This window comes from Bacillus sp. A015, from assembly GCF_053851875.1.
In genome coordinates, this window is sequence record NZ_JBSPZB010000006.1 from 111,278 (window position 1) to 136,827 (window position 25,550).

Genomic DNA, 25,550 nt, shown 5'->3' on the forward strand with positions numbered 1-25,550 from the left:
CCCTCCTATGATTCCTATTCCAAATTACTTAATGTTTGCAAGTTGTTGTTTGATACGTTTGAAATCTCCAGCACTTACGATTGCGCTCTTACGCAATTTACGTTTTTGCTTTGTAGATTTGTTAGCGAACAAGTGACTTGTATACGCATGAGAACGTTTAAGTTTACCAGAACCTGTTTTTTTGAAACGTTTAGCAGATCCGCGGTGAGTTTTCATTTTTGGCATTGGATATTTCCTCCCTCTGTTACTTTACTTTTCGACTTTTGGTGCAAGCATAAGGAACATGCTGCGTCCGTCCATCTTAGGTTTTGTTTCTACTGTTGCTACTTCAGCGCAAGCTTCAGAGAAACGGTCTAACACGCGCTGTCCGATTTCTTTATGCGTAATCGCACGGCCTTTAAAGCGGATAGAAGCTTTCACTTTATCTCCCTTTTCAAGGAATTTGATTGCATTACGGAGCTTCGTGTTAAAATCATGTTCATCGATTGTCGGGCTCAACCGAACTTCTTTTAAGCTAATGATTTTTTGATTCTTACGTGCCTCTTTATCCTTCTTCTGCTGTTCGAATCGGAACTTACCGTAGTCCATGATTCGGCAAACAGGTGGTTTTGCATTTGCAGCAACTAACACAAGGTCAAGATTGGCTTTAGCAGCTATCTCCAGAGCTTCCTGTCGGGATTTAATCCCAAGCTGATCGCCATTTTGTCCGATTAAACGAACTTCACGCGCACGAATACCTTCATTAACTAATTGATCTTTGCTAATAGTGAGCCACCTCCATGAGATTTTGAATTGAGTTCACAATTCATTTTGACCATTTCGTTGTATGTTTTACAGGCAAACAAAAAGTGTGGGCATATAAAACACCCACACTACGAACATTTGCATGAAAAAATAAATGTACGGTCAACCTGTCAACTACAAACATGTGTCAATCAGGTGAGAAGCGGGTGCTTCTGCTTGTGATATCTATTCAATTCGTTAACTATTCTACACAATTTTCATTTGTCCGTCAAGTAACCGAACTCTTGAAACAACTTTTTCATTTTAGCATGATGAAACGAATTGGGCAAGAATTATTTAAAAAGAAATAAAGTCTCTTCAAGTACTTTAATATTTCAGTAACAAACCGATATAAATCAAGTTGTATAAGCCAAATGAATCAAAAAATAAAATCATCCCCCGTATAAAAAAGGATATTATATCTATTTTTTCAAAAAATTATTGATTTTATAATCCTTTAGACTTATCATTGGAAGGTATTCTAATTCATTTAATAAAACAAGGAAAAGTAGGGGATTTATTTGAAAAAATTTTTTAAGGTTGGGTGTCTTAGTATCATTATTCTCATTTTGATTATTATCTTTGTATCTTGTATGGCTGGGGGCGGCAGCAACAAAGATAATACATCCAATACTGGTTCCAAAAATACAGCAACAAGCAGTGAAAAGAAAAATAATAAAGAAAAAACACATAAAATTGGAGATAAAGTAGCAGTCGAAGACTTTACTTATCAAGTAAATAGCGTAACAGAAGCGAAATCTTTGCAAAAACAGTATATGAGCGATGTAACGACAGACGGCAAATTTATGATTGTTGAAGTAACGGTCACAAATACAGGTAAAAAAGGTAGAATGGCAGATACTGAGATGTTTAGGTTAATTGGCAAAGACGGCACAGAATACAAATCACTCGCAACAAATAATATGTATGTCAATGATACCCAATCCAGTTTCTTCTTAAAACAAATAAATCCTAAATTATCTAAAAAAGGTAAAATCGCTTTCGAAGTTCCAAATGAAAAGAAATTCTCTCTTCAAGTCTCATCAGGTCTAGGATGGACTGGCGGTAAGTATAAGACAATTGATTTATCAAAATAATGTAAGAGTGCACATTTTTTGTGCACTTTTTTATTACTAAATCAGCTATTTAAACTCTAAAACTTCTATTGTAAAATGAACATGAGCCTGTCACATGCAATTGAAGGTAACTACATACATAACAAGGGAGAAGATCATGAAAGCCGTATTTTTCGATTTAGATGATACTTTGCTTTGGGATGAAAAAAGCATTCACACAACTTTTCAGGAAACATGCCGGGAAGCAGAAAAGAAATATGGACTTGATCCAGAAGCGTTTGAACAGATTGTACGTGAAGAAGCAAGAAAGCTGTACTCTTCTTATGAAACATATGATTATACTGTCATGATCGGAATTAATCCTTTCGAAGGACTGTGGTCAAATTTTAGTGAACCGATTAGCGAAGGCTTTCAAAAACTGAACGCCCTTGCACCAGAATATCGAAAGAACGCTTGGACAAACGGCTTAAAAGAAGCTGGAATTGACGATGAGGCATTTGGACAATACTTGGCTGATTTCTTTGCAGCAGAACGCAGAAAACGCCCGTATGTCTATGAAGAAACGTATCCTGTTTTAGACCGCCTGAAAGGCAGCTACGAATTACTCCTTTTAACAAACGGTGACCCTAGTCTTCAAAAGGAAAAGCTTGCAGGTGTACCGGAGCTTGCGCCTTATTTTAATGAGATTGTGATTTCAGGAGATTACGGGAAAGGCAAGCCTGACCCTGGCATCTTTGAGCATTGCCTTCAGCTATTAAACTTAACAAAAGACGATGTCATCATGGTTGGAGATAATCCTAAAACAGATATTCTCGGGGCATCTCGTGCAGGCATCCAAACCGTTTGGATCAATCGCCATGGCAAGAAAAATGAAACAGATGTGACACCGGATTACGAAATCAAAGACTTACATGAATTGTTTGATATATTAAAGTAGAACCAAAGGGCTAAAATGATGTTTATTTTAGCCCTTTGTCTTCCTTTCAGCGTGATAGAAAACCTTTGAAGTCTAGGAAGGACGAGCACCGAAGCGGAGCGAATTTGACATTCGTGAGCACCGGCGCGCAGACCTGACAAAGAATGCGAGGGTTTGTCTACACGCTGAAACACCCTTCTCCTTTCGAGATAGGGTGTTTTTGTATCCTCAGCTAAACAATTGCCGCTAGACTCTGCGCTTGCTGGTCTAAACCGCGGGCTGCTTCTCCCACATTGATGAATTCTTCGCTTGCCTGCTTCACAAGATCGCGGTTTGTAAACACACTTGTCTTTGCCCGGCTCGTTCCGCTGCTGACCTTTTCTACTTCTGCATGAATCGCCTTCACATATTGATCCACCTTTACGATCGCTTCTTTTGAATCTGTCGCAAGCTTTCGAATTTCTGCCGCTACTACACTAAAGCCATTTCCATAGGAACCCGCATGTGCAGCTTCTATGGCCGCATTTACCCTGCGAGCAGCTGAGTTTGGGAAGCAATGCTGTTAATGGTCGTAGCAATTGAACTAATAGACTCTACCTGCTCCGTTAACCCCTCTAGTCAGCTCATGTTTTGATCTGTTTCATTGGCGATATGTTCAAAGGAGGCATTGACACTTTGACTATGCTGGATGCCAATTTCTGCTCGTTCCATTAATTTTGCAGACATTTAACTCTTCTACGACCTGTTTCATCGTATTTTCTCTCTCCGTAATATCTGTCGCCACTTTCACAACACCCGCTACGCTCCCCTCTTCATTGCGAACAGGTGTATACGTCGCTTCAAGCCATAAGGTGTCACCGTGCTTCGTGATCCGGCACTTTTTCCTGAAAGATTTGCCCCTCCTTCAAACGCTCCCAAAACATTTGATAACTTGGGTGTTCTGCAATATGCGGAGGGCAAAACTGTCTATGCTTTAGACAAACCATCTCTTCCTTAGAATACCTCATAGCTTTTGCAAAAATATCGTTCACCCATAGCACCTCACCTGTGACATCAAATTCAATCATTGCAAGTGAGTGCTCCAATGCACGAAGAACAGCTGATTGCTCCAATACTTGTGATGATACAGTGTTTGTTGTTTGAATCATCGCTTTCATTCCCCATTGTCTCTAACCAATAGTATATACTTACCCATACTTTTGTACTATCTAAACGTATCATTCAAGCATCTGGATCACCAGTGGAGAATTTTTTCATAAGAAAAAAGCCAGCGATCTCAAGGAAAAAGATCACTGACTGCTTCGTTTGAAAGGATTATTTTTTCGCTTCTGCTACTGCATGTTTCACAAAAGCTTCAAGATCCATTGTTTCTGAATCTTGTTCACCATATTTTCTTACATTGACAGCGCCATTTTCAGCTTCTTGATCCCCAACAACAAGCATGTATGGGATCTTTTGCATTTGCGCTTCTCTAATTTTGTACCCAATTTTTTCATCACGACTGTCAAGCTCTACACGCAGGCCTTCAAGCTGCAAGCGTTCTTGCACTTTTTTCGCATAGTCTAGATGAACAGATGGTGAAACCGGAATCACTTGGAATTGTACAGGTGCCAGCCATGTTGGAAGGGCTCCTTTGTATTCTTCAATTAAGAAGGCAACGAAGCGCTCCATTGTGGAGACGACCCCTCTATGAATAACCACTGGACGATGATGCTTCCCATCTTCTCCGATATATGTGAGATCGAAGCGCTCTGGAAGTAAGAAGTCAAGCTGTACAGTGGACAACGTCTCTTCTTTTCCAAGAGCTGTCTTCACTTGTACGTCAAGCTTCGGTCCATAAAATGCCGCTTCGCCTTCTGCTTCATAGTAGTCATGACCAAGCTCGTCCATTGCATCCTTCAGCATCGACTGTGCTTTATTCCACATCGCATCATCGTCGAAATACTTCTCTGTATCCTCTGGATCACGGTAAGATAAGCGGAATGTGTAATCATTTAAGCCGAAATCTTGATACACTTCTTCAATTAAGCGAACTGTACGGATGAACTCGTCTTTGATTTGATCTGGACGCACAAAGATATGTGCATCGTTTAATGTCATGCCGCGAACACGCTGCAGGCCAGATAAGGCGCCTGACATTTCATAGCGGTGCATTGTACCAAGCTCTGCAATACGAATTGGCAATTCACGATAGCTATGCGGTTCATTTTTGTAAATCATCATATGGTGCGGGCAGTTCATAGGACGAAGGACAAGATCTTCGTTATCCATTTCCATGACTGGGAACATATCTTCTTGATAATGCGCCCAGTGGCCTGATGTTTTATACAATTCTACACTCGCAAGAACTGGTGTATACACATGCTCATAACCAAGGCGCACTTCCTTATCGACAATGTAACGCTCAATCACGCGGCGGATCGTTGCCCCTTTTGGCAGCCAGAGCGGAAGACCTTGACCAACCTTTTGAGAGTTCGCAAACAGCTTCAGCTCTTTTCCAAGTTTACGGTGATCACGTTCTTTTGCTTCTTCAAGCAGACGTAAGTGTTCGTTTAAATCTTCTTTGTTGAAGAAAGCTGTCCCGTAAATACGCTGAAGCATTTGATTGTTACTGTCGCCTCTCCAGTATGCACCTGCAAGGCTAAGCAGCTTGAACTCTTTGATTTTCCCTGTAGACGGTAAGTGAATTCCGCGGCATAAGTCAAAGAATTCACCCTGCTCATAAATGGTGACAGCTTCGCCTTCTGGAATCGCCTCTAACAGCTCAAGCTTCAATTCATCACCAATCGCTTCAAAGCGTTTTTTCGCTTCTTCTCTTGATACTTCAATGCGCTCAATCGGCAGATTGCTGTTCATGATTTTTTTCATTTCTTTTTCAATCTTTGGTAAGTCTTCAGGTGTGATGGCAACATCAATGTCCACATCGTAGTAGAACCCATTTTCGATCACAGGACCTACGCCAAACTGGACGTGATGCTCTTTTCCATAAATACGTTTAATCGCCTGCGCCAGTAAATGCGCTGTGCTGTGGCGCATAATATCGAGTGCTTCATCACTTTTATCTGTGATGATCTCGATTGTTCCACTTTCTAATAGCGGCGTACGAAGATCTATTTCTTTGCCGTTCAATTTACCGGCAAGCGCTTTTTTCTTTAGGCCCGGGCTAATTGATGCCGCGATGTCTTCTGTTGTTGCTGTTTTGTCAAACTCCTTGACTGCTCCATCTGGAAATGTAAGTTGAATTTGTTCTGACATCTCTGGTCACTCCTTTTTTTGGCAATATAAAAACCCCGCCCCCTGGAAAGGGACGAGGTTGAATAAACGGAATCGTGGTTCCACCCTTTTTCCCGTATTTGCAGCTTGCTTTTTCATAAGCAAATACGGCTTGTGGTTCGATAACGGGAATTCCCGTCAGCTATTACTAAACAAGTTCACAGCTGATGTTCAAAGGTGGTAAAGCAAATGGTCCTCTGCTAGGAAGCTTTCAGCCGCGGCTTCCCTCTCTTTAAGCGGGTGTTCATTTGTTCATGTCCTTATCAATACGGTCTCTGTATGAAGTTACACCGTATTATAAAACGTTTTTTCGTGAAAATCAAGAAAGCTTTTCACTTTTCTTTTCCAAATGATCATGAACAAATTGAACATTTTGTTCATCAAACGAATGAGGCGGGAACACCTCGACCCTTTCTTGAAAAATATTTTGAATGGTTTGCACCATCGAATGACCTGTGTCATTTGTAAACAGGTCAATCTTTTGCGGTGCAATGGAAACAAGCGGTGCAATCAGCTGCGAATCAATATACATTGGATGCTCTCTTACAAACTGTCTGTCTATGTATTGTTTTTGATCACGCTCAGAAGCGTAGCGAAATTCCCAAATCACCAGGCGGTCCTGATGCACAACATGTACTTTTTCAAGCTTGGGCTTTCTTGCCATCACATAGTCTCGAAGTGATTGAATAAAGTTTTGATATTCTTGTTCCATTTTGTATTCTTCAATGGATACTTCAACATAATTCTTCAGCCTCCTGTCATACTCTGACAGCCTAAATGTCATAAATGAACCAATTGAAAAGATACCTTGCTGTAAAGAGATCGTCTCAAGCTCCTTTTTTAACAGGGCTTCCCTTGATGGGTCCTGATGAATCCCGGGAATATCATCTATATCTCCTTTCATGATGCTATGGGCGATTGAAAGAATTTGGTGCTGCTCTTCGGGATCTTTAAATAAGTATGTGTTTTCAAGGATGCTGCGCATGCGCTCGTTTTCTTTGCATTCCAAAAAAAAGTGAACCAGTAATGGCCGCACGATGTGCTCAAGTGCTTCTTCTGAATCCTTCGCCTCAATGAGAAGCCGGTCTTTCCCTTGTTGAATTGAAATGTGATGCCGACTGTCCAAGTGTTCAGCAAGATGTAAAAAAGCGGCGGTATCATATTCATCTTCAAAGATTATTTCAAGCATGTTTGTCCCCCCTAACGACATCTGTTACATATATATGGGGAGAACATAAAAAATAGACGCCTAAAATAAATCAGGCATCTTTCTTTTTAAAATCAGTGGAACTGAGATAAAGGTCAGATAAATCAAACAAACAATCGCTAAGGCGGCATAATTGCCGCTAACAAAGCTTGACCCGAGGACATTTAACGCAACCGTACCCGGTATTAGGCCTAAAAAGGTCGCTGCAGCAAACGCACGATATTGAGCATGTGAAGCTGCTGCCGCATAGCTGACAAAATCAAAATGAATAGGCGCAATACGCAATAACAAAATATAAAGAAACCCATGCTCCTGAATGCGGGACGTCACTGATTTCAGCTTCCGGCTGCTTGCATTCGTTTCATTCTGCTTTGAACGGAAGGTTGAAGCAAGCCAAAATGAGCCTGTTGCGCCAGCGGTAGCACCGACGAGGGCATAAACGGTCCCAAGGACACTGCCGAATGCCAAACCTGCTGCCAGCGAAAAGACAGTGAGAGGAACAAGAACAAACGGGCGAAAAAGTGATAAGAAAAGAAAAACAAAGGGAGCCAGCATCCCAAATTGAAGTATCCAATTCTTCACATCTTTCGGCGCCAGCTGAAGATGCTGCTTATTCAGCCACCATAGCGTAGCAACGAGAATGCCAATCACGAGAAAAAGCAGCCATTTTCTTTTGTTCATCTCATCAGCTCCTCCTTCATGTGACGTACTTTTTTATAAATGACGGCGATTTTCTCCTTCAAGTACGACTGGCTCTGCTAAATAGAGAATCCGTTCCATTAAACGAGCTGCTTTGACCTCTTCTTTTTCTCCGCGCTGTGAGTACGTAAAGTGATGCTTTAGTTCACTCGGTGAGAAATTAGAAGAGAAGAAAGTTGGCAGCTGTTCGGCCATACGATATTGTAAGATCGTTCCTAGCAGTTCATCTCGTACCCAGCTTGTCATCGACTCTGCCCCAATATCATCAAGCATTAAGATAGGTGTTGATTTGACCATATTCAGCTTCTCTTCCAGTGTATGATCGGCTAAAGAATTTTTTAACTCTCTCACAAATTCAGGCACGTATACAAGGAGAGATGGGTATTCTTTTTCCGCTAGCTGCTGCGCAATCGCTGCTAGAATAAACGTTTTGCCTACCCCAAACTTCCCGTGTAAATACAAGCCTTTCCCTTTACCAGTCTCATCATAGCTTTGCAGGAATTGGCCTACTTTTTGGATGACCTCTTGTCTTCCCGTGACGTTCAGATCAGCGAACGTTGCTTGAAGAACATTCTGCGGAATGTACATGCTTTTCATGAGCTCTTGCTGTTTTTTCTGTCTATCGAGACGCAGCTTTACTGGACAAGGGGAATATTCAATATCAATACTCTGCCCTTTGATCACAAGCTTCGGATGATACCCATCTAAAATGGCATTTACGTTCTCTTCCTCTAAGCAGTAAGAGCAGCCTTTCGATTGCTGCACATATTCAAAGAGCCGATTCAAGCTGCGATTGATCATGTCTTCTTGTATCTCTTCTTGATGCTCCTTTAAAAAGGCTTTTACATCTTCATCAGCTAACACACTTTCTTTAATCTGATTGTATCTCACGCGAAAATCTACTCGTCCTTTTAGCTGTTCAAATGAACGACCGATCGGTTTCATCTCCATCTCACCTCACATTAATGTGCATTGTATTTTTTCATATTTTTAAACTGATCTAACAGTTTTTCTTTTTCTCGTTCAAGATCCTCTGTAGACAGACTGTCCGCTTGTTCTTTTGCCGGCTGTTCTTTCGTTTCAGTTTCTTTCATCCAGTCAGGCAGTTTCTCCTCGCGGACGACTTTTCCTGATCCATATGTGCTTCGCTGCTTTTTCTGCTGCGCCCACTCAGTCATTTGCCTGTTCTCTTCTTTTGCCATTTTCATGGCCGCCTTAACGGTTTTAATTTTCTTTCTCACCCAATGGGCAGCGATTTTTTGCATATACGTTTTGGACAGCTTCATATCTGTTTTCAGCAGTGTATAGTAGATCAGAACGTTCATGACACCTGGCTCTAGCTGCTGCTCGAGCATGATATCTTCGACAATTCTTAAGTCAGCATACGTTGGCTCAATGCCATCTGCCATATCTTTTAGAAGCTCCCTGGGCGAAATATGATCTAGCTTTTCAATCAATTTGGCATCAGGTGTATCTGCCGGCGGCGGCTTTGAGGCATCGTGACGTAAATGTCTTGGCTGTTTTTGATCAATCAGTTTCGGCTGTTCGCCTCTGTATTCAATTTGATACCAGTCTCTTGCTGCTTTTCTTAGCTCTTCTGTTGAGATCATTTGATCCGAACCACAGGCGCCAGCTACAATATTTTGCATTTGCAGCGGGGTGATGCCGTATACAACAGCTAACTTCTTAATCGTCTCTTTCACCTGCTTTGTCAAAGCCTTTCTTGGAATCATCATGTCAGACATGCCCGCTAACAACAGATCAAAATCAAAGGATTCGTCTGAGAGCGGTGCCGGCTGACTAGATCCAACTGTCACATATTCATAGCCATGATCAAGCGATGATGCCTGATTGATTTCTTCTGTCATCTTGCGTTCGCCTGGCTGCAATACGTGAAAGACTTCTTCAAACGAACGTGAAATGTTCTTCGCTTCTGCAGGAACACCTGGATAAGAAAAATAATCACGAAGCTGCATATATTTTGCTTTTTCTACACGATGGTACAAAAGGACATTCAGCATACCGTCTTGGAAAAACTCATCAGGCCTTAGCGGCGGCACGAGCTCATATGTAAACAGTCTGCCCTCTTCCGTTTCCTGTTCATATGTGCGGAGTAATCCGATCGCTTCAAGTTTTAAACGTTCCTCAAAAATCTCATTTAAATTCGTTTGCAGCATGACCATGAGCTGCCGATGAGGTGCGGGCTTTCCCCACATACGATTTTGTTCCAGCTCTCCCCACAGCGTCATGTATAAGCTGAAAGCGGACATGCCAATTAGCGGCTGATATAAAAGAGTGATGAGCTGTCTATCGATGTCACCGAGCAATGAAGCGCTTTTGACGACATACGGATCGACGGCTAGCACTTCCTTCCAATGCTCTGTCATATGCTGATCCTCCCCCTGAATACGATTGTTTCCATTGTACACTCTTTTTGCGTTTTACGCTTTACGCAGGAAAAAGAGCATGAAGAATCTTCAGCTCTTTTTTAGCGTTCTTTCTTTAATAAATCTTTTAATTCGTCAATAAATACATTGATGTCTTTAAACTGCCGGTAAACCGAAGCAAACCTGACGTAAGACACTTCATCAATTTTCGCCAGCTCGTCCATCACCATTTCACCAACAAGCTCACTTTTTACTTCTGACATGCCTTGATTACGCAATTCTTTTTCGATGTTAAAGCAAACATCTTCCAGCTGTTTTAAAGCGACAGGACGCTTTTCACACGCTTTGATGAGTCCTCTCAGCATCTTTTCCCGGCTGAATTCTTCTCGTATACCTTCTTTTTTCACTACAATAAGCGGTAATTCTTCTAATTTTTCAAACGTCGTAAAGCGATATTGGCAGCTTTCGCACTCTCTTCTACGACGGATGGATTTCCCTTCATCTACTGGTCTTGAATCAAGCACCCTTGTGCCAAGGTGCTGACATGTGGGACATTTCATTTCATCAGCTCCGATCTATTCTTGGAAGTTGTTTGTCTAGTTCTTCATAAAGGGACAAAACGGTCTTTTGACTGTAGCCAAAATCTGTTGGCAGGGCCGTTTCTGTTGTCACGTTAAAATCGACAGCTGTTTCAAAAGGACGAATTGAAATGACAGTCGCCACGAGAAAGGCTTTTTTCGGCATTCGTATGTCTGCGCTGATTTCACCTCGTTCTGCTGAAACAGATGTCACTTGATAGGAATCGTTTCGGGAAAGAAGGACTTCCACCGCTTGAAAAACTTTTGCATTTGTCGATTTGTAGTAACGGCTTTTCAGCTCTGACACCGGATGATGGTCAGATGTTTCCGTATGGTTTGAAATCAATCGTTTGAACTTTTGTCCTAAAGTCATACACATATCCCCTTTGCCTTTACGCCTCTTCTTTATTTTATAAAAAAAACCTTTGTTTTCCTAGAACAAAAGTATAGACAAGTTTGGGAATGTTGGATGTTGTATATGAAACAAATATAAAAAGGAGCATAACACAAAGGCATTCAATGCTTTTGGCCAGCTCCCATTGCAATCTTTTTTATGTTTACAGTGCTTCGGCTTGTGCCTGTTTCACTTGTACAGGTCCCATGCCTCGAGGAATTTCGATGTTCTCTCTTGTTTCAGCACCTAGTTCATCTCCGATATGATCTGCTGCGATATTCGGATCTAGGTCGCCGCAAGTATAGACATCTATGCTCGCATAACCATGTTCAGGAAAGCTGTGAATTGTCAGATGAGATTCAGAAATAATGACAACTCCACTTACTCCTTGAGGTGCAAATTTGTGAAAAGCAACCTCTCTTACCTCAGCTCCTGATTTCAAAGCTGCATTTACAAACGTTTTTTCAATAAAATCCATGTCGTTCAGTTTATCACAGTCGCATCCCCATAGCTCGGAGATAACGTGACGTCCGATTGTTTCCATCATGGACCCCCCTTAAACAAGAATGAAAGAGTGAAGTTCTAAGCAGCCGGACCGGACATATACCACGGGGGAAAGTTAGTCCTAAGAGGTCCTAACCCTTTAAGTATACCCGAATGAGTCTGCGAACAAGAAGTTCACGAAAAATAGTATACTTTGTTTAGACCCATTTTGCAAGCTGTGTTTTTAGTGGGATTTTCTCTCATTTCTTGAAAAGGGACGTTCGTCTTCTTCATTTCAAACAGCAGACAGCTCTTTCATCTGTGAGCCAACATACTTGACAAGATCTACCACTCTACATGAATAGCCCCATTCATTGTCATACCATGCAAGGACTTTCACTTTTCTATCTTCCATCACCATCGTTGTGAGTCCATCAACGACAGCTGAATAAGGATTTGTGTTAAAGTCTGTGGAGACAAGCGGTTCATCCGTGTAATCTAAAATGCCGGCAAGAGATGTTTTTGATGCATTTGAGAAGGCTGCATTTACCTCTTCTGCTGTCACATCTTTTTTCAAGTCGACCACAAGATCAACCATCGACACATTTGAGACTGGCACGCGAAGCGCAAGTCCATGTAATTTCCCTTTCATGTGCGGAAGCACTAAAGAAAGCGCTTTAGCGGCACCCGTCGTTGTTGGAATGATGGACTGAGCACACGCTCTCGCCCGGCGCAGATCCTTATGCGGGTTGTCGATATTTTTTTGATCATTTGTATACGCATGAACCGTTGTCATTAAGCCGTTCTCGATGCCAAATTCATCATCTAACAGCTTGACAACTGGAGCTAAACAGTTTGTTGTACAAGATGCGTTTGAAATAATGACATGCTTTTCAGGATCAAGATCATCCTCATTCACACCCATCACAATCGTGATGTCTTCATTTTTACCTGGAGCTGTTAAAATGACTTTTTTCGCTCCGGCATCTATATGGCCCATCGCTTGATCTTTTGAATTAAATTTACCCGTTGCTTCTATGACGATATCAATCCCAAGCTCTCCCCATGGAAGCTGCTTTGGGTCTCTGTTATTGAGCAAAAGCACTCTTTTTCCATTCACAATCAAAGCGTCATCTTCTGCTGTCACATCGCATTCGTAACGTCCATGATTTGTGTCATATTTAATTAAATGTGCTAGCGTTTCGGCAGGATAGCTTGCGTTAACCGCTACAATTTGAATTTGATCATCAAGCATTGCTTTTCTGAAGACCATGCGTCCAATTCTGCCAAACCCATTGATCGCTGCTTTTACCTTCATGAACAGGTCACTCCTCTATTATGTGTTATACTCAATAATTTATTTATGAAATTAGTATATCACATTAGAATGTAATTGCCAGTATATAAACGTATATTTTCTAAAAAGGGCTGTTCTTTTCAAAGGAAATAAGAAAAAAGCATAAAAAAAGAAGAGTACGTGTATGTACTCTTACTTATCTGTATGTTCCCATTCGTTTAATATGTTCTGTAATTGTTTTCTCATAAAAGCGAGATCTTTTGTGTTTTCGATCACGCGGTCTGCTTTTTGACATTTCTCCTCAAGAGGCTGCTGGGAATGAATACGATTCAGCGCTTCTTCCTCGCTAAGGTCGTTTCGATTCATGAGCCGCGATAGCTGCAATTCAGGCGTTGTATACACCACAATGATGCGGTCAACAAGGCTCTCCAGCTGACTCTCGAATAAAAGCGGGATATCAAGCACAACGAATGTTTCTTGCTGATTGATCCCTTCATCTCGCTGCTTGAGCATTTCCTTTCTGACTTCTGGATGAACGATGGCATTGAGCTGCTTTCTTTTCTCTTCATCAGAAAAAATGATCGCTCCTAGCTGCTGCCGGTTCAGCTCACCATTTGGCAGGAGGACATCCTCACCGAAGGTTTGAACGATTTGATGAAGGGCTGGTGTCCCTTTAGAAACAGCTTCTTTTGCAATGACATCTGCATCCACCACCCGGATGCCCTGCTCTTTTATCATCTGCGAGACTGTGCTTTTTCCACTAGCAATCCCGCCAGTTAATCCAATGACGAGCGTCAATTGATTTCCTCCTTTACAGCTTCCAAACCCCAATTAAAATAAGCAGCATCCCTGGTAAGCATGCGAGCTTATCAATCCAGCGCCAATTTGCCAAATAATGTCCGGCACGCAGCCCGATACACACAAAGAGTGAGCTCATCACTGCTACCGTGATACTCATCACAATTGGAGAAAACCCTAGAATCGCTGCGCCAATCCCTGCACCAAATGCATCGATAGATAAAGCAATCCCAAGGAGCACTGCTTCCATTCCATTGATCGTCCCAGATCGGTCAATATCTGCACTTGTAGGCTTTCGCAAAATTTGGATGACAAGCCCAAGAGATTGCACTTCTACATTAAGCAACGTTTTTTCATGAAGGAGCAAGTCACGCTCTTTCGCTGGTTTGTAAAACTGATACAAAACCCAAAGTCCAATGGCAATCAAAATACCTCCACCAAGTTTATCTGTCACTGAGACAGGGAGGAATGTCGTAAGCAGGCTGCCAATCAGCATGGAAATGAGCAGCACAATCCCTGAACAGCAAGCAATAATGACAATGGCTTTAAATGGAATCCTCATTTTGCGAAGACCATACGTAAAACCCACAGAAAAGCTGTCGATGCTGACTGCAATAGCTAAAAACAGGAGCGAAATCGAAATCATACCTGAACTCTTCCTTTCTGTTCATGCAACGATGATCAAGAGTCTCTAGGCGTCCTAGACTCTTCTTCACTATATGAAGAGCAGGTGGGCTGTGTGTCAGTCTACACCTTGCTGAAAAATGAATGTTTTTTATCGTATGCATAGCAAAAAGGAAGCATGCTGATGGCTTACCTTTATTGAGGACGTTTTTGGCAGGTCACACAAAAATGAGTGCCGCGCCCTCCAACAACCGTTTTCTCAATGATACTTCCGCATGTTTGGCAAGGCTCTCCCCGCCGGTCATATACAAGAAGCTGCAATTGAAATGTTCCAATATCGCCTTGTGAATTAATATATGAACGAATCGTGCTTCCTCCCGCATCTACCGCCACTTGAAGTGTGTCGATAATATGCTTGTGAAGCACTTTGCAGGATTCCAGACTTAGCTGATTTGCTTTTGTTTCTGGATGAATGCCTGATTTAAAAAGGACTTCATCCACATAAATATTACCAAGTCCCACGACAATCTTTTGATCAAGTAACGCTGTTTTGACCACGCGGGATGTTTTTTTCAATTGCTCCCATAAATGCTCCGGAGTGAACTGTTCAGAAAAAGGTTCATATCCCAGCTGTGAGAGCGGGAGTTCTTTTTCCTCTTCACCTGGCTGAAATAGATGCATTGTGCCAAATTTCCGCACATCATGGTACCGAAGCTCGGTACCATCTGTAAACGTAAAGACGACGTGTACGTGTTTATCATAAGGCTCATCTGCTTCATGTACGCGGTATTTTCCTTCCATCCTTAAATGGGAGACCATCACGTAGTGGTCTAAATGAAAGAGTAAGAACTTCCCTCTTCTTTCAATGGTTTGTATGGTTTCTCCTACCATCCTTCTTGCGAACTCTTCCGGTTCCCCAGGACGTTTGATGATGTTTGGCCATTTGATATCGACCGTTTCAATCGTTTTTCCTTTGACTAACCGCTTGAGAGTGCGCCGGACGGTTTCAACTTCTGGTAATTCCGGCATGCTCCTCGCTCCTTTTCTCTCTCTATTTATTTTGCGTCATACCAAGATGGGCCTGAAGCAAAATCAACTTTTAGCGGCACATCAAGCTGAAGTGTGTCTTCCATGACTTCAGGGACAATTTTTTCTAGTATGGCGATTTCTTCTTTTGGCGCTTCGAAGATCAGTTCATCGTGCACCTGCAATAAAAGGTTTGCCTGCAAGTTCTCTTCTTTTAACTTTCGCGCCATATCAATCATTGCTTTTTTAATAATATCTGCAGCACTGCCTTGAATCGGTGTATTCATCGCCGTTCTTTCTGCAAAGCTTTTGATATTAAAATTACGGCTTGTGATATCCGGTATATATCTTCTGCGTTTTAGAAGCGTCGTGACGTAGCCTTTTTGTTTTGCTTCCTGCACGACCTCTTCCATATATGTTTTCACGCCTTTAAAGCTTGTTAAATAGCGTTCAATAAATGCCGATGCTTCTTTTCTTGTAATTCCAAGGTTTTGAGAAAGTCCATAGTCACTAATTCCATAAACGATTCCGAAGTTCACAGCCTTGGCCTGTCTTCTCATAGAGGAGGTTACTTCTTCTTCTGATACATGGAACACATCCATGGCTGTTTTTGTATGAATATCCATATCTTGCGTAAAGGCTTCGATCAAGTTCTCATCTTGAGAAATATGAGCGAGTACACGCAGCTCGATTTGAGAATAGTCAGCTGCAAACATGAGCCACCCTTCTTTTGATGGAACGAACGCTTGACGAATCTTCCGGCCTTCTTCTAAACGAATCGGGATATTTTGAAGGTTTGGATCCGTTGAGCTTAATCTTCCTGTTTGCGTGAGCGCCTGATTAAATCTTGTATGAACTTTATGGGTATCCTTGTGCGTTACTTTCATTAAGCCTTCTACGTAGGTCGATTGCAGCTTTCCAATTTGGCGGTAATGCAGAATCGACCGAATAATTTCGTGCTTGTCTTCAAGCTTTTCAAGAACATCCGCAGACGTGGAGTAGCCTGTTTTAGTCTTCTTGATCATCGGCAGACCTAATTTTTCAAATAAAATCACACCAAGCTGTTTAGGCGAATTGATGTTAAACGTTTCTCCCGCTAAACGGTGAATGGTTTCTTCATATTCCTTGAGCTTTTTCGTTAATTCTTCACGCATCTTCTCTAGGCGCTCAATATCCACCTTTACCCCAAGAGATTCCATTTCACCCAAGATGAGTGCAAGCGGCAGCTCTAAATCTTCATACAGTTCATGCTGATCATTTTTTTCTAACTCTTCAAGTGTTAGATCATGCAGGGCAAAGATCGCCGCTGCTTTCCGTCCAAGATGATCTTTTAGCTCATCTTCAGGTGGAATCGCCTGCTTTGCACCTTTTCCGTACACTTTTTCATCAGAGAGGGCAATATTCAGACCATACTCCTTCGCCACACTTGCCACGTCCTCGTATGATTTCTGCGGGTTGACGACATATGAAGCGAGCAGGACATCGTAATCGACACCTTTTAGATCGACATCATGCCATCTGAGGGCGACAACTGCTCTTTTTGAATCAAAGACCCATTTTTTCTTCGTTTCATCCTGTACCCATTGTTTAAACGCGTCTGATTCGAGTGCATTTTCTTTTGTCATAAAAAACGCACCGTTTTCATTATGGATTGCAAAACCGATCAAATCCGCTTCGTGATAATTATCTCCTAGCTGTTCTACCACAAGCGCAGCATGATCTGTCAGCATATCATCCGTTACATCTGTCACCTTTTTCACTTCTAACGCTTCTACTTCGACCTGTTCACCAGTTTCTGGTGCTTCTCCTAGACGCTCTAGCAGTGTTTGAAAGCCTAGTTCTTTATAAAGGGAAATCACTTGATCCATGTGAGGGCCTTCATAAGCGAGATCTTTGCTCGACACATCAAGTGGTGCTTCTACATGAATTGTCGCCAGCTTTTTACTCATCAAAGCTTGTTCTTTATGTTCTTCAAGCTTTTCTTTTAGCTTTTTGCCGCTAACCTCGTCAATATGTTCAAGCAGGTTTTCAACCGTTTCAAACTGCTTTAACAATTTAATCGCTGTTTTTTCACCCACACCCGGCACCCCTGGAATATTATCTGAGGAATCGCCCATCAGCCCTTTCATATCGATGATTTGATCTGGGCGCAGGCCATATTTTTCCTCAATATGAGCCGGAGTGTAGTATTCTACTTCTGTGATGCCTTTTTTCGTAATAGCCACCGTCGTATGATCAGTCGAAAGCTGCGTTAAGTCTTTATCTCCTGAGAAGACTTTGACTTCAAAGCCGTCTTTTTCTGCCTCCACAGCTAATGTACCGATAATATCATCTGCCTCATATTGAGGAAGCTCGTACCTTTTCACGTGATAGGCATCTAATAGTTCACGAATGAACGGCATTTGTTCTGATAGCTCTGGCGGCGTTTTTTGTCTTCCGCCTTTATATTCTTTAAATGTCTCGTGACGGAACGTTGTTTTTCCCGCATCAAAAGCGACGAGCATATGGGTCGGCTTCTCGTCCTCCAGCATCTTCATGAGGATCATCGCAAAGCCATAAATGGCATTTGTATGTACGCCTTTATCATTTGATAATAGCGGCAAAGCAAAAAAGGCTCGATAAGCGAGACTGTTTCCATCCACTAGTACTAATTTCTTTTTGTCTGTCATGTTTTTAATCCTCCATCGACTGAGCCATCTCAGCCGTCTCTTTCACACGTTGTATCTTTATTTTATCAAAGTTTATTTTGAAAAGAAAATAGACGAACCTGCATAAAAAGGGACGAAAGCAACAAGTGCTTTCGTCCTTCCAAAATTGGCTCCTTGGATGAAGGGGTTCCTATTCATCCTACCAATGATTGTTTAACAAAACATGAATTCATTGTAAAGATCATGTAAATTTTAACGCGACTTTCCTTTTTCTTTATTTCGATTTCAGGCTCACTGTAAAAGTCGTCCCTTTGCCTTGTTTGCTGTGGACGGAAATTGTCCCTTCATGCGCTTCGACAAGGTGTTTGACAATGGCAAGGCCAAGCCCTGTACCGCCTGAATTTCTACTTCTATCTCTATCAATTCGATAAAATCTCTCGAATATTCTTGGAATCTCCCTTTTTTTCATGCCGATTCCTGTATCTGCTACATCAAATTCATAGCCGTCTTTCCGTGGTCTTGCCGAGATCGTGACATTTCCCCCCTCCGGTGTATAGGTGAGCGCATTGTTCACGAGGTTGAGGAAGATTTGCTTTAATCTCAGCGGGTCAGCCATGACATAGACCGGTTCTTTCGGGACACACACATGCAATTGTACCCCTTTTTCTGAAGCTTTATGTTTCAATAAGACTTCAATCTCCTGAATAATTTCTGTCGCATTGGCTTCTTGTATGTTCAGCTTAAACTGCTGTTGTTCAATTTTAGACAGATCGAGTAAGTCTTGAATGAGTGTTTCTAAACGGACACTCTCTTTTAGGATGATCGAAAGGAATTCTGTCAGCGCTTCTTTGTCATCAATCGCTCCATCAAGAAGGGTTTCGGAAAACCCTTTAATCGACGTAATCGGTGTCTTTAATTCATGGGAGACATTCGCGACAAAGTCTTTTCGCATCTGTTCTAGCTGCTTTGTTTCTGTCACATCATGAAACACAAGGACAATCCCTTTCCATTCATCGTCCGTACTTAAGATTGGGACGCCATCGACTTGGAAGTAGCGTCGTTCGATCTCAACGGCTAGACGTAAAAACTTCCGAACCTTGGTTTCTGTCATGAAAATTTCGTCAATTAGCTCAATAATCTCTTCATGTGTGAAGGCTTCATGGTACAGTTTGTGCATGTAAATATGCTTTTGTACCTTAAATTGTTTGCGGAAAGTTCGATTGACCAGGTTGATATAACCCATTTTATCAATCAAAATAATCCCCGCTCCAATGTTTTCAATGACCGTTTGCAGTCGGTCTCGCTGCATTTCACCAGCGCTTGTCATTTCTTGAAGGCTTTCTGCAAGGCGCTTCATCGATGTATTGAGCTCACTTGTTTCAATGATCAGCTCTTCATAGTTATTGGTATCATAGTTTCCGCGTTCAAGCTGTTTGGCTACCTTTGTCGCATAATCAATCGGTTTCACATACTTCATCGACATGCGGTAGCCAAAGAAGACGATGATTATGATAGCCGAGCCAAGACAAAAGGCTAATGCAAGCCACAGCTGGCCGTCAATTTCATTTAAAGGCTGATATGAAGCATGGAGAAATAAATATCCCGCTGGTTCGTTTTGTTTCATGATAGGGACTGCATAATGAAATAGCGCATCCTTCTCATCATCAATGACCGCTCCTTTTGTTTGGAGGCGTTCATTTTTCAGCGTGTTTTGAATGATGGCTCTTTGTTCTGCTTGACCCGTTGTATGTATGATATTCCCCTTCAGGTCCACAATCGACGCATTCATATCGAGATGCTGCTTTGCCTGTTTGAGGATCTCCTTGTTTTGCTTCGCCTTCAGATCATCACCATTCATTGAAGAAAGGAGAAAGCTCGATTCCTTTTCCATTCGTTCCGTTAATTTTGTTTCATAGAAAACATGAAACATGTGATCCAGGAAAAGGCCAAGTGCAACAAACACAATAAAAAGGAGAAAGATGAGCCCTGAAAACAGGCGGGTCCTAATTTTACTCATTTGGCTTTGGCTCCTCCAATTTGTAGCCTAAGCCGCGAATGGTTTTAATATATGTTGGTTTTTTTGTATTCTTTTCAATTTTGTCTCGCAAGTGGCTGATATGAACATCCACAATACGTGTGTCTCCTGCAAAGTCATAATTCCATACGGCACTTAATAATAGATCACGCGTGAGAACACGGCCTTTATGCTTGGCCAAATAAAGCAGCAGTTCAAATTCCTTTGGTGTGAGCTCTAGACGTTCTTCTTGGAAGTAGACTTCGTAATGTTCAGGTAAAATGCGGAGTTCACCAATTTTGATTTGGTCTGCAATGATCTCTTCCTTCTCCTCTTGTGAAGGGACAGGCTGAGATTGCTGCGCTCGTCTCAAAATGGCTTTTACCCGAGCACCAACTTCTCTAGGACTGAATGGCTTTGTCATGTAATCATCGGCTCCAAGTTCAAGGCCGAGCACCTTATCAAATTCATCGTCCTTTGCTGTCAGCATTAAAATAGGGAACATCATTTTTTGAATTCTCAGTTGTTTGCACACTTCAATGCCGTCCATCTTCGGAAGCATTAAATCTAATACAATGAGATCAGGCTGTTCACTTGCTGCTTTTTCAAGTGCTTCTTCCCCATCTCTTGCTGTGACGACATCATAGCCCGCCCTTTCAAGGTTATAGCTTAGAAGTGTTACAATCGATTCTTCATCATCCACAACTAATATTTTTTTATTCATGTTGTGCCTCCAATTAGTGATTTCCCCTGCATCCGGTTTTTTGTATCTTATGTGAAAAGCGAGAAGTCATGCTTTCTCTTTCATTTTAACGAAAGCTTAACAAGAGAACAATTTAAAATTTCGACAAGTTTTGTTTTGTAAACAAAAAGAAGGCCCCTATTTAAGAGAAGCCTTCTTTTTGATTCATATTAAGACAATACTTTCATGACGTTCTTAACAGATTCAACAGAACGGTCAAGCTGACTTCTTTCTTCTTCTGTCAGCTCAAGCTCAATGATCTGCTCAAGGCCGTTTCCACCTACGATTGTTGGAACACCAAGGTAAATGCCTTCGTAGCCATATTCACCTTCAAGGTATGCAATCGTTGGAATGACGCGGCGCTGATCTTTTAGGATCGCCTCAACCATTTCAACTAGTGAAGCAGCCGGTGCATAATACGCACTACCGTTACCTAATAGGTTGACGATTTCGCCGCCGCCTTTTCTTGTTCTTTCAACAATCGCATCAATTCGATCTTTTGGTATCAATGTTTCAAGCGGGATACCACCTGCATAAGAGTAACGAACAAGCGGAACCATGTCATCGCCATGTCCACCAAGTACAAAGCCCGTCACATCTTTGACAGATAGGTTTAATTCTTGAGCAACGAACGTACGGAAACGTGCTGTATCAAGAATGCCCGATTGTCCAATGACTTTTTCTTTTGGTAATCCTGATTCTTTATAAACTGCATATGTCATTGCATCAACAGGGTTTGTTAACACAACAATGATCGCTTCTGGAGAATATTTAACAATTTCGCGTGTCACACTGCGCATGATTTTTTCATTTGTTGACACGAGGTCGTCACGGCTCATTCCCGGCTTTCTTGCAATTCCTGCCGTAATGACCACTACATCAGAACCGGCTGTATCTTCGTAGTTAGAAGTTCCTGTAATGTTTGCATCGAAGCCTTGAACAGGGCTTGCTTCCAGCATATCAAGTGCTTTCCCTTTTGTTGGGTTCTCAAGCTGAGGAATATCGACTAATACGACATCCGCTAATTCTTTTTGAGCCGTTAGAAATGCTGTAGTTGCTCCAGTAAAGCCTGCTCCGATGACAGATACTTTTTTACGCTTGTTTGCCATTTCTTTTTTCCCCTTTAACTTTAAAGTTTAAGAATCAAGACAAGTTTTTGATGAGCTCGTCAGCAAACTCAGAACACTTCACTTCTGTTGCGCCATCCATTAATCTAGCAAAATCGTATGTGACGACTTTTGATGCGATTGTTTTTTCAACAGATTGAATCACTAGATCAGCTGCTTCCTGCCAGCCAAGGTGCTCAAGTAAAAGCACGCCTGATAGAAGAACAGAAGATGGATTCACTTTATCAAGACCAGCATATTTCGGTGCTGTTCCGTGAGTCGCTTCAAAAATAGCGTGTCCTGTTTCGTAGTTGATGTTCGCACCTGGTGCGATACCGATTCCACCAACTTGTGCTGCAAGTGCATCAGAGATGTAGTCTCCGTTTAAGTTCATTGTTGCAACAACCTCAAACTCAGCTGGACGAGTTAGGATTTGTTGAAGGAAAATATCTGCAATGCTGTCTTTGACAATGATTTTGCCAGCAGCTTCTGCTTCACTTTGCGCTTTGTTTGCCGCATCTTTTCCATCTTTTTCTACAATACGATCATATTGTGCCCATGTAAAGACTTTGTCACCAAACTCTTTTTCAGCCACTTCGTAGCCCCAGTTTTTGAAGGCACCTTCTGTAAATTTCATGATGTTTCCTTTGTGAACAAGCGTCACAGATTTACGGCCTTGGTCAATTGCATATTGGATAGCTGCTCTGACAAGACGAGATGTTCCTTCTTCAGAAACTGGCTTGATCCCGATACCTGAAGTTTCTGGGAAACGGATTTTGTTCACACCTAATTCGTTTTTCAAGAAGTCGATTAACTTCTTCACTTCGTCTGATCCTTTTGCATACTCGATTCCTGCATAGATATCTTCAGTGTTCTCACGGAAGATCACCATATCTGTATCTTCTGGACGTTTCACAGGAGATGGTACGCCTTGGAACCAGCGAACTGGACGTAAGCATGTGAATAAATCAAGCTCTTGTCTAAGTGCCACGTTTAATGAACGGATTCCTCCACCAATTGGTGTTGTAAGTGGTCCTTTAATAGCAATTAAGTATTCACGAATGTCTTCAAGCGTTTGCTCTGGAAGCCACTCTCCAGTTTTATTGTAAGCTTTTTCACCTGCATATACTTCTTTCCAAGTGATTTGCTTTTCACCTTTATATGCTTTTTCTACAGCTGCTTCAAGAACTCTTGATGCTGCTTTCCAAATGTCAGGACCGATTCCATCCCCTTCGATAAACGGGATAATTGGATTATTTGGTACATTCAATACGCCGCCAGTAACTGTAATTTTTTCGCCTTGTGACAATGATATTACCTCCCAGGTTATGTAGTGAATATTTGAAACTTCTTGGCTTGATGTCTGCAAGCGAAGAAGTTTTTCACATGATTTGTTTTTGATTGATATGGAGGCTGATTGGTTTATTTGGATCAGCCTCCGCTTATTCTATAAACATTAGTCTCTTTCACTGATCGGAACAAACGTTTGAAGATCAGGTCCAATGTAATCAGCTCTTGGACGGATAAGACGGTTGTTGTCATATTGCTCTAAAATGTGAGCGATCCATCCAGAGAATCGGCTGATCACGAAAATTGGTGTAAACAAGTCATGATCAATACCAAGACTGTGATATACAGATGCAGAATAAAAATCGACATTCGGTGGAAGATTTTTCTCTGATGTCACGATTTCCTCTGCGCGAACAGACATTTCATACCATTTCGGCTCGCCAGTGAGGTTTGTTAAACGCTGGCTCATTTCTTTTAGATGTTTAGCACGCGGGTCACCTTGGCGGTATACACGGTGGCCAAAGCCCATAATTTTTTCTTTCTTCTCTAGCTTACCATGAATATAGGAATCTACGTTTTCGACTTCGCCAATTTCTGAAAGCATCTTCATAACGCCTTCATTGGCGCCGCCATGAAGTGGTCCTTTAAGCGCGCCGATGGCTGCTGTTACACCAGAGTAGATATCTGATAGTGTAGCAACACATACACGTGCTGTAAATGTCGACGCATTTAATTCATGATCCGCATGTAGAATGAGTGCCTTATCAATTGCCTCAATTTCTACTGGTGATGGTTCTTCGCCGTTTAGCATATACAAGAAGTTCGCAGCATAGCTGTATTCTTCTTTTGGCTGTACAGGCTCAAGCCCCTTTCGAATGCGTGAGAACGCAGCGACAAGACCAGAAATTTTCGCCTGTAATCGAATGGCTTTTCTGTAATTCGCTTCTTTGTTCATAATCTCTGATTCGTCATCGAGTAAACCTAGTAAGGATACCGCTGTACGAATCGCAGACATTGGATGAACCCCATCCAGCGAATAAGATTTAAAGTGCTCAATGATTTCTTGCGGAATGTGAGCATTTTCATTGAGCTGCTGTTTTAATTCACTCAACTCCTGCTCATTCGGCAGCTTTAAGTGCCATAACAGGTAGACAATTTCTTCGAATGTAGCTTTTTCAGTTAAATCATCGATATTGTACCCTACATAAGTAAGAGTATCATCAATAATTGAGCTTACGGATGAAGTTGTTGCCACAATACCTTCTAGACCTCTTGTTGCTGTCATGTTCAATCTCCCCTTTTTAAAAAGATTCCCCTTCGTTGCAGAATTCTCACTTTTTGAAAGCGCTATCCAACCCGAATATGGTGGCAGGTTCAGAAAAGAAAATGCTTACATTTACCTATACGGTTAGAGCGCTTTTAGCCTCATATCTCTTGTGTGATCAATGAGTTCAAAATTAAGCCTATTCCCATTATAAACAATAATCAGACATTTGTTAAATGTTTAACTATAATTTTTTTTGATAAATTTTTTTCCAGCCTTCCGTGTAGGGCATGGAATAAAGGGATTTTGCTTCTTTTAATATATTTAATTATGTTTTATTGCAAAAGCTCGCGCAAGAAAAAAATAAAAAAGAAAGTGGCATGAGCCACTCTCAATTCATCCGCTGAAAAATTTCACAGCTTGCATCGCCAAATAGGCAATTCCTGCACCGATCAGCGGGCCAACAGCCACACCTTTAAATAAACTGACGGCCAAAATCGTGCCGAACACAAGCGCTGCCGTAATATGCGGATCATTTTCTAGTAGTACAATGCCGTTTTTTGCAATAAGTGCTACTAATATACCCGCTCCAAGTGCAATCCAAGCATAGGAAGATTTCATCGCTTCTCCAAGCTGCTTAAATCCAATGTCACCAGTTGCGATGGGCACAAGCACAGCAATTGTAATGACGGTCACCCCCCAATTGATGCCTTTTGATTGCAGAACCGGGAAAATTTTTTGATCCAGGCCAATGAGCTTAATCACAATCAGCACAGAAACCGCGAAAATTAACGAATTGTTCTTCGCAATAAGTGCAATAACGAGTAAAAGAACCAAAAATAAATTTGCTTGAGTAAACATACGCCGCCCCTTCCTTTCTTTTTATTCCGACCTTTTCATATTACTAATCTTTTTGAATAAAATGAAGTATCGGACATGCTTGTT

23 protein-coding genes, 1 pseudogene and 2 other annotated features are annotated in these 25,550 nt (G+C 41.7%); of the genes and pseudogenes, 2 read left to right on the forward strand and 22 right to left on the reverse strand.

The window, feature by feature from the left end; translation table 11 throughout:
- Positions 1–24: 24 nt before the first annotated feature.
- Both rpmI and infC read right to left on the reverse strand, forming a co-directional pair.
- The gene (gene rpmI, locus ACSLGF_RS07595) at positions 25–225 is read right to left on the reverse strand and encodes a 50S ribosomal protein L35 (RefSeq protein WP_003216324.1); all 201 of its coding nucleotides are present in this window, start codon (positions 223–225) and stop codon (positions 25–27) included.
- Positions 226–249: 24 nt separating this feature from the next.
- Entirely contained in the window at positions 250–765 is a 516-nt protein-coding gene (gene infC, locus ACSLGF_RS07600) for a translation initiation factor IF-3 (RefSeq protein WP_034320896.1), read from the reverse strand.
- Between the two features lie 71 nt (positions 766–836).
- Positions 837–968, reverse strand: a sequence feature (ribosomal protein L20 leader region).
- A 336-nt stretch (positions 969–1,304) separates the two neighbouring features.
- Between infC and ACSLGF_RS07605 the strand changes: the two genes are divergently transcribed.
- On the forward strand, positions 1,305–1,880 hold the full coding sequence (locus ACSLGF_RS07605; protein WP_456004006.1) for a DUF4352 domain-containing protein: 576 nt from the start codon (positions 1,305–1,307) through the stop codon (positions 1,878–1,880).
- A gap of 136 nt (positions 1,881–2,016) precedes the next feature.
- On the forward strand, positions 2,017–2,796 hold the full coding sequence (locus ACSLGF_RS07610) for an HAD family hydrolase (RefSeq protein WP_456004008.1): 780 nt from the start codon (positions 2,017–2,019) through the stop codon (positions 2,794–2,796).
- A 211-nt stretch (positions 2,797–3,007) separates the two neighbouring features.
- Here the strand turns inward: ACSLGF_RS07610 and ACSLGF_RS07615 are convergent.
- From ACSLGF_RS07615 to ACSLGF_RS07710, 20 genes and pseudogenes are all read right to left on the reverse strand, one after another.
- Positions 3,008–3,923, reverse strand: a pseudogene (locus tag ACSLGF_RS07615) (methyl-accepting chemotaxis protein).
- A 166-nt stretch (positions 3,924–4,089) separates the two neighbouring features.
- Positions 4,090–6,030, reverse strand: coding sequence for a threonine--tRNA ligase (gene thrS / locus ACSLGF_RS07620; protein WP_456004010.1), 1,941 nt, complete (start codon positions 6,028–6,030; stop codon positions 4,090–4,092).
- Between the two features lie 45 nt (positions 6,031–6,075).
- Positions 6,076–6,324: a binding site (T-box leader), on the reverse strand.
- A 43-nt stretch (positions 6,325–6,367) separates the two neighbouring features.
- Positions 6,368–7,237, reverse strand: coding sequence for a putative sporulation protein YtxC (gene ytxC, locus ACSLGF_RS07625; protein WP_456004012.1), 870 nt, complete (start codon positions 7,235–7,237; stop codon positions 6,368–6,370).
- A 60-nt stretch (positions 7,238–7,297) separates the two neighbouring features.
- Complete coding sequence (locus tag ACSLGF_RS07630) at positions 7,298–7,936, reverse strand: TVP38/TMEM64 family protein (protein ID WP_456004013.1); 639 nt, start codon at positions 7,934–7,936, stop codon at positions 7,298–7,300.
- A 33-nt stretch (positions 7,937–7,969) separates the two neighbouring features.
- Positions 7,970–8,899, reverse strand: a complete 930-nt coding sequence (gene dnaI, locus ACSLGF_RS07635; protein ID WP_456004015.1) for a primosomal protein DnaI — start codon at positions 8,897–8,899, stop codon at positions 7,970–7,972.
- Between the two features lie 17 nt (positions 8,900–8,916).
- The gene (locus ACSLGF_RS07640; RefSeq protein WP_456004017.1) at positions 8,917–10,341 is read right to left on the reverse strand and encodes a replication initiation and membrane attachment family protein; all 1,425 of its coding nucleotides are present in this window, start codon (positions 10,339–10,341) and stop codon (positions 8,917–8,919) included.
- A gap of 101 nt (positions 10,342–10,442) precedes the next feature.
- The gene (gene nrdR / locus ACSLGF_RS07645; protein WP_003216720.1) at positions 10,443–10,901 is read right to left on the reverse strand and encodes a transcriptional regulator NrdR; all 459 of its coding nucleotides are present in this window, start codon (positions 10,899–10,901) and stop codon (positions 10,443–10,445) included.
- Between the two features lie 4 nt (positions 10,902–10,905).
- Positions 10,906–11,292: a cytosolic protein gene (locus ACSLGF_RS07650; protein ID WP_456004019.1), complete on the reverse strand. Its 387-nt coding sequence runs from the start codon at positions 11,290–11,292 to the stop codon at positions 10,906–10,908.
- Between the two features lie 184 nt (positions 11,293–11,476).
- Complete coding sequence (speD, locus tag ACSLGF_RS07655) at positions 11,477–11,857, reverse strand: adenosylmethionine decarboxylase (RefSeq protein ID WP_456004021.1); 381 nt, start codon at positions 11,855–11,857, stop codon at positions 11,477–11,479.
- A gap of 234 nt (positions 11,858–12,091) precedes the next feature.
- Positions 12,092–13,114, reverse strand: a complete 1,023-nt coding sequence (locus ACSLGF_RS07660) for a glyceraldehyde-3-phosphate dehydrogenase (protein ID WP_099726907.1) — start codon at positions 13,112–13,114, stop codon at positions 12,092–12,094.
- Between the two features lie 171 nt (positions 13,115–13,285).
- A complete protein-coding gene (coaE, locus tag ACSLGF_RS07665) occupies positions 13,286–13,891 on the reverse strand; it encodes a dephospho-CoA kinase (RefSeq protein WP_456004023.1) in 606 nt (201 codons plus the stop codon).
- Positions 13,892–13,904: 13 nt separating this feature from the next.
- On the reverse strand, positions 13,905–14,537 hold the full coding sequence (ytaF, locus tag ACSLGF_RS07670; RefSeq protein WP_456004025.1) for a sporulation membrane protein YtaF: 633 nt from the start codon (positions 14,535–14,537) through the stop codon (positions 13,905–13,907).
- Positions 14,538–14,710: 173 nt separating this feature from the next.
- Positions 14,711–15,544, reverse strand: a complete 834-nt coding sequence (mutM, locus tag ACSLGF_RS07675) for a DNA-formamidopyrimidine glycosylase (RefSeq protein ID WP_456004027.1) — start codon at positions 15,542–15,544, stop codon at positions 14,711–14,713.
- Between the two features lie 26 nt (positions 15,545–15,570).
- A complete protein-coding gene (gene polA / locus ACSLGF_RS07680) occupies positions 15,571–18,210 on the reverse strand; it encodes a DNA polymerase I (protein ID WP_456004029.1) in 2,640 nt (879 codons plus the stop codon).
- Positions 18,211–18,463: 253 nt separating this feature from the next.
- Positions 18,464–20,206, reverse strand: coding sequence for a two-component system histidine kinase PnpS (gene pnpS, locus ACSLGF_RS07685; RefSeq protein WP_456004031.1), 1,743 nt, complete (start codon positions 20,204–20,206; stop codon positions 18,464–18,466).
- Positions 20,199–20,927 carry a response regulator transcription factor gene (locus ACSLGF_RS07690; RefSeq protein WP_034320946.1) on the reverse strand — a complete coding sequence of 243 codons (729 nt, stop codon included), beginning with the start codon at positions 20,925–20,927 and terminating at the stop codon, positions 20,199–20,201. Before ACSLGF_RS07690 ends, pnpS begins: the two co-directional genes overlap by 8 nt.
- Before the next feature lie 188 nt (positions 20,928–21,115).
- Positions 21,116–22,054 carry a malate dehydrogenase gene (gene mdh, locus ACSLGF_RS07695; RefSeq protein WP_008356047.1) on the reverse strand — a complete coding sequence of 313 codons (939 nt, stop codon included), beginning with the start codon at positions 22,052–22,054 and terminating at the stop codon, positions 21,116–21,118.
- Positions 22,055–22,088: 34 nt separating this feature from the next.
- Positions 22,089–23,360 carry an NADP-dependent isocitrate dehydrogenase gene (gene icd, locus ACSLGF_RS07700; RefSeq protein WP_099726899.1) on the reverse strand — a complete coding sequence of 424 codons (1,272 nt, stop codon included), beginning with the start codon at positions 23,358–23,360 and terminating at the stop codon, positions 22,089–22,091.
- 147 nt (positions 23,361–23,507) lie between these two features.
- Complete coding sequence (gene citZ / locus ACSLGF_RS07705) at positions 23,508–24,626, reverse strand: citrate synthase (RefSeq protein ID WP_456004033.1); 1,119 nt, start codon at positions 24,624–24,626, stop codon at positions 23,508–23,510.
- Between the two features lie 375 nt (positions 24,627–25,001).
- Complete coding sequence (locus ACSLGF_RS07710; protein WP_456004035.1) at positions 25,002–25,466, reverse strand: DUF441 domain-containing protein; 465 nt, start codon at positions 25,464–25,466, stop codon at positions 25,002–25,004.
- Positions 25,467–25,550 lie beyond the last annotated feature (84 nt).

Coding starts and splice junctions, on each gene's coding strand:
- rpmI (WP_003216324.1), bottom strand. CDS start 225: ATGCCAAAAATGAAAACTCACCGCGGATCTGCTAAACGTTTCAAAAAA.
- ACSLGF_RS07610 (WP_456004008.1), top strand. CDS start 2,017: ATGAAAGCCGTATTTTTCGATTTAGATGATACTTTGCTTTGGGATGAA.
- thrS (WP_456004010.1), bottom strand. CDS start 6,030: ATGTCAGAACAAATTCAACTTACATTTCCAGATGGAGCAGTCAAGGAG.
- ytxC (WP_456004012.1), bottom strand. CDS start 7,237: ATGCTTGAAATAATCTTTGAAGATGAATATGATACCGCCGCTTTTTTA.
- ACSLGF_RS07630 (WP_456004013.1), bottom strand. CDS start 7,936: ATGAACAAAAGAAAATGGCTGCTTTTTCTCGTGATTGGCATTCTCGTT.
- dnaI (WP_456004015.1), bottom strand. CDS start 8,899: ATGAAACCGATCGGTCGTTCATTTGAACAGCTAAAAGGACGAGTAGAT.
- ACSLGF_RS07640 (WP_456004017.1), bottom strand. CDS start 10,341: ATGACAGAGCATTGGAAGGAAGTGCTAGCCGTCGATCCGTATGTCGTC.
- nrdR (WP_003216720.1), bottom strand. CDS start 10,901: ATGAAATGTCCCACATGTCAGCACCTTGGCACAAGGGTGCTTGATTCA.
- ACSLGF_RS07650 (WP_456004019.1), bottom strand. CDS start 11,292: ATGACTTTAGGACAAAAGTTCAAACGATTGATTTCAAACCATACGGAA.
- speD (WP_456004021.1), bottom strand. CDS start 11,857: ATGGAAACAATCGGACGTCACGTTATCTCCGAGCTATGGGGATGCGAC.
- ACSLGF_RS07660 (WP_099726907.1), bottom strand. CDS start 13,114: ATGAAGGTAAAAGCAGCGATCAATGGGTTTGGCAGAATTGGACGCATG.
- ytaF (WP_456004025.1), bottom strand. CDS start 14,537: ATGATTTCGATTTCGCTCCTGTTTTTAGCTATTGCAGTCAGCATCGAC.
- mutM (WP_456004027.1), bottom strand. CDS start 15,544: ATGCCGGAATTACCAGAAGTTGAAACCGTCCGGCGCACTCTCAAGCGG.
- polA (WP_456004029.1), bottom strand. CDS start 18,210: ATGACAGACAAAAAGAAATTAGTACTAGTGGATGGAAACAGTCTCGCT.
- pnpS (WP_456004031.1), bottom strand. CDS start 20,206: ATGAGTAAAATTAGGACCCGCCTGTTTTCAGGGCTCATCTTTCTCCTT.
- ACSLGF_RS07690 (WP_034320946.1), bottom strand. CDS start 20,927: ATGAATAAAAAAATATTAGTTGTGGATGATGAAGAATCGATTGTAACA.
- mdh (WP_008356047.1), bottom strand. CDS start 22,054: ATGGCAAACAAGCGTAAAAAAGTATCTGTCATCGGAGCAGGCTTTACT.
- citZ (WP_456004033.1), bottom strand. CDS start 24,626: ATGACAGCAACAAGAGGTCTAGAAGGTATTGTGGCAACAACTTCATCC.
- ACSLGF_RS07710 (WP_456004035.1), bottom strand. CDS start 25,466: ATGTTTACTCAAGCAAATTTATTTTTGGTTCTTTTACTCGTTATTGCA.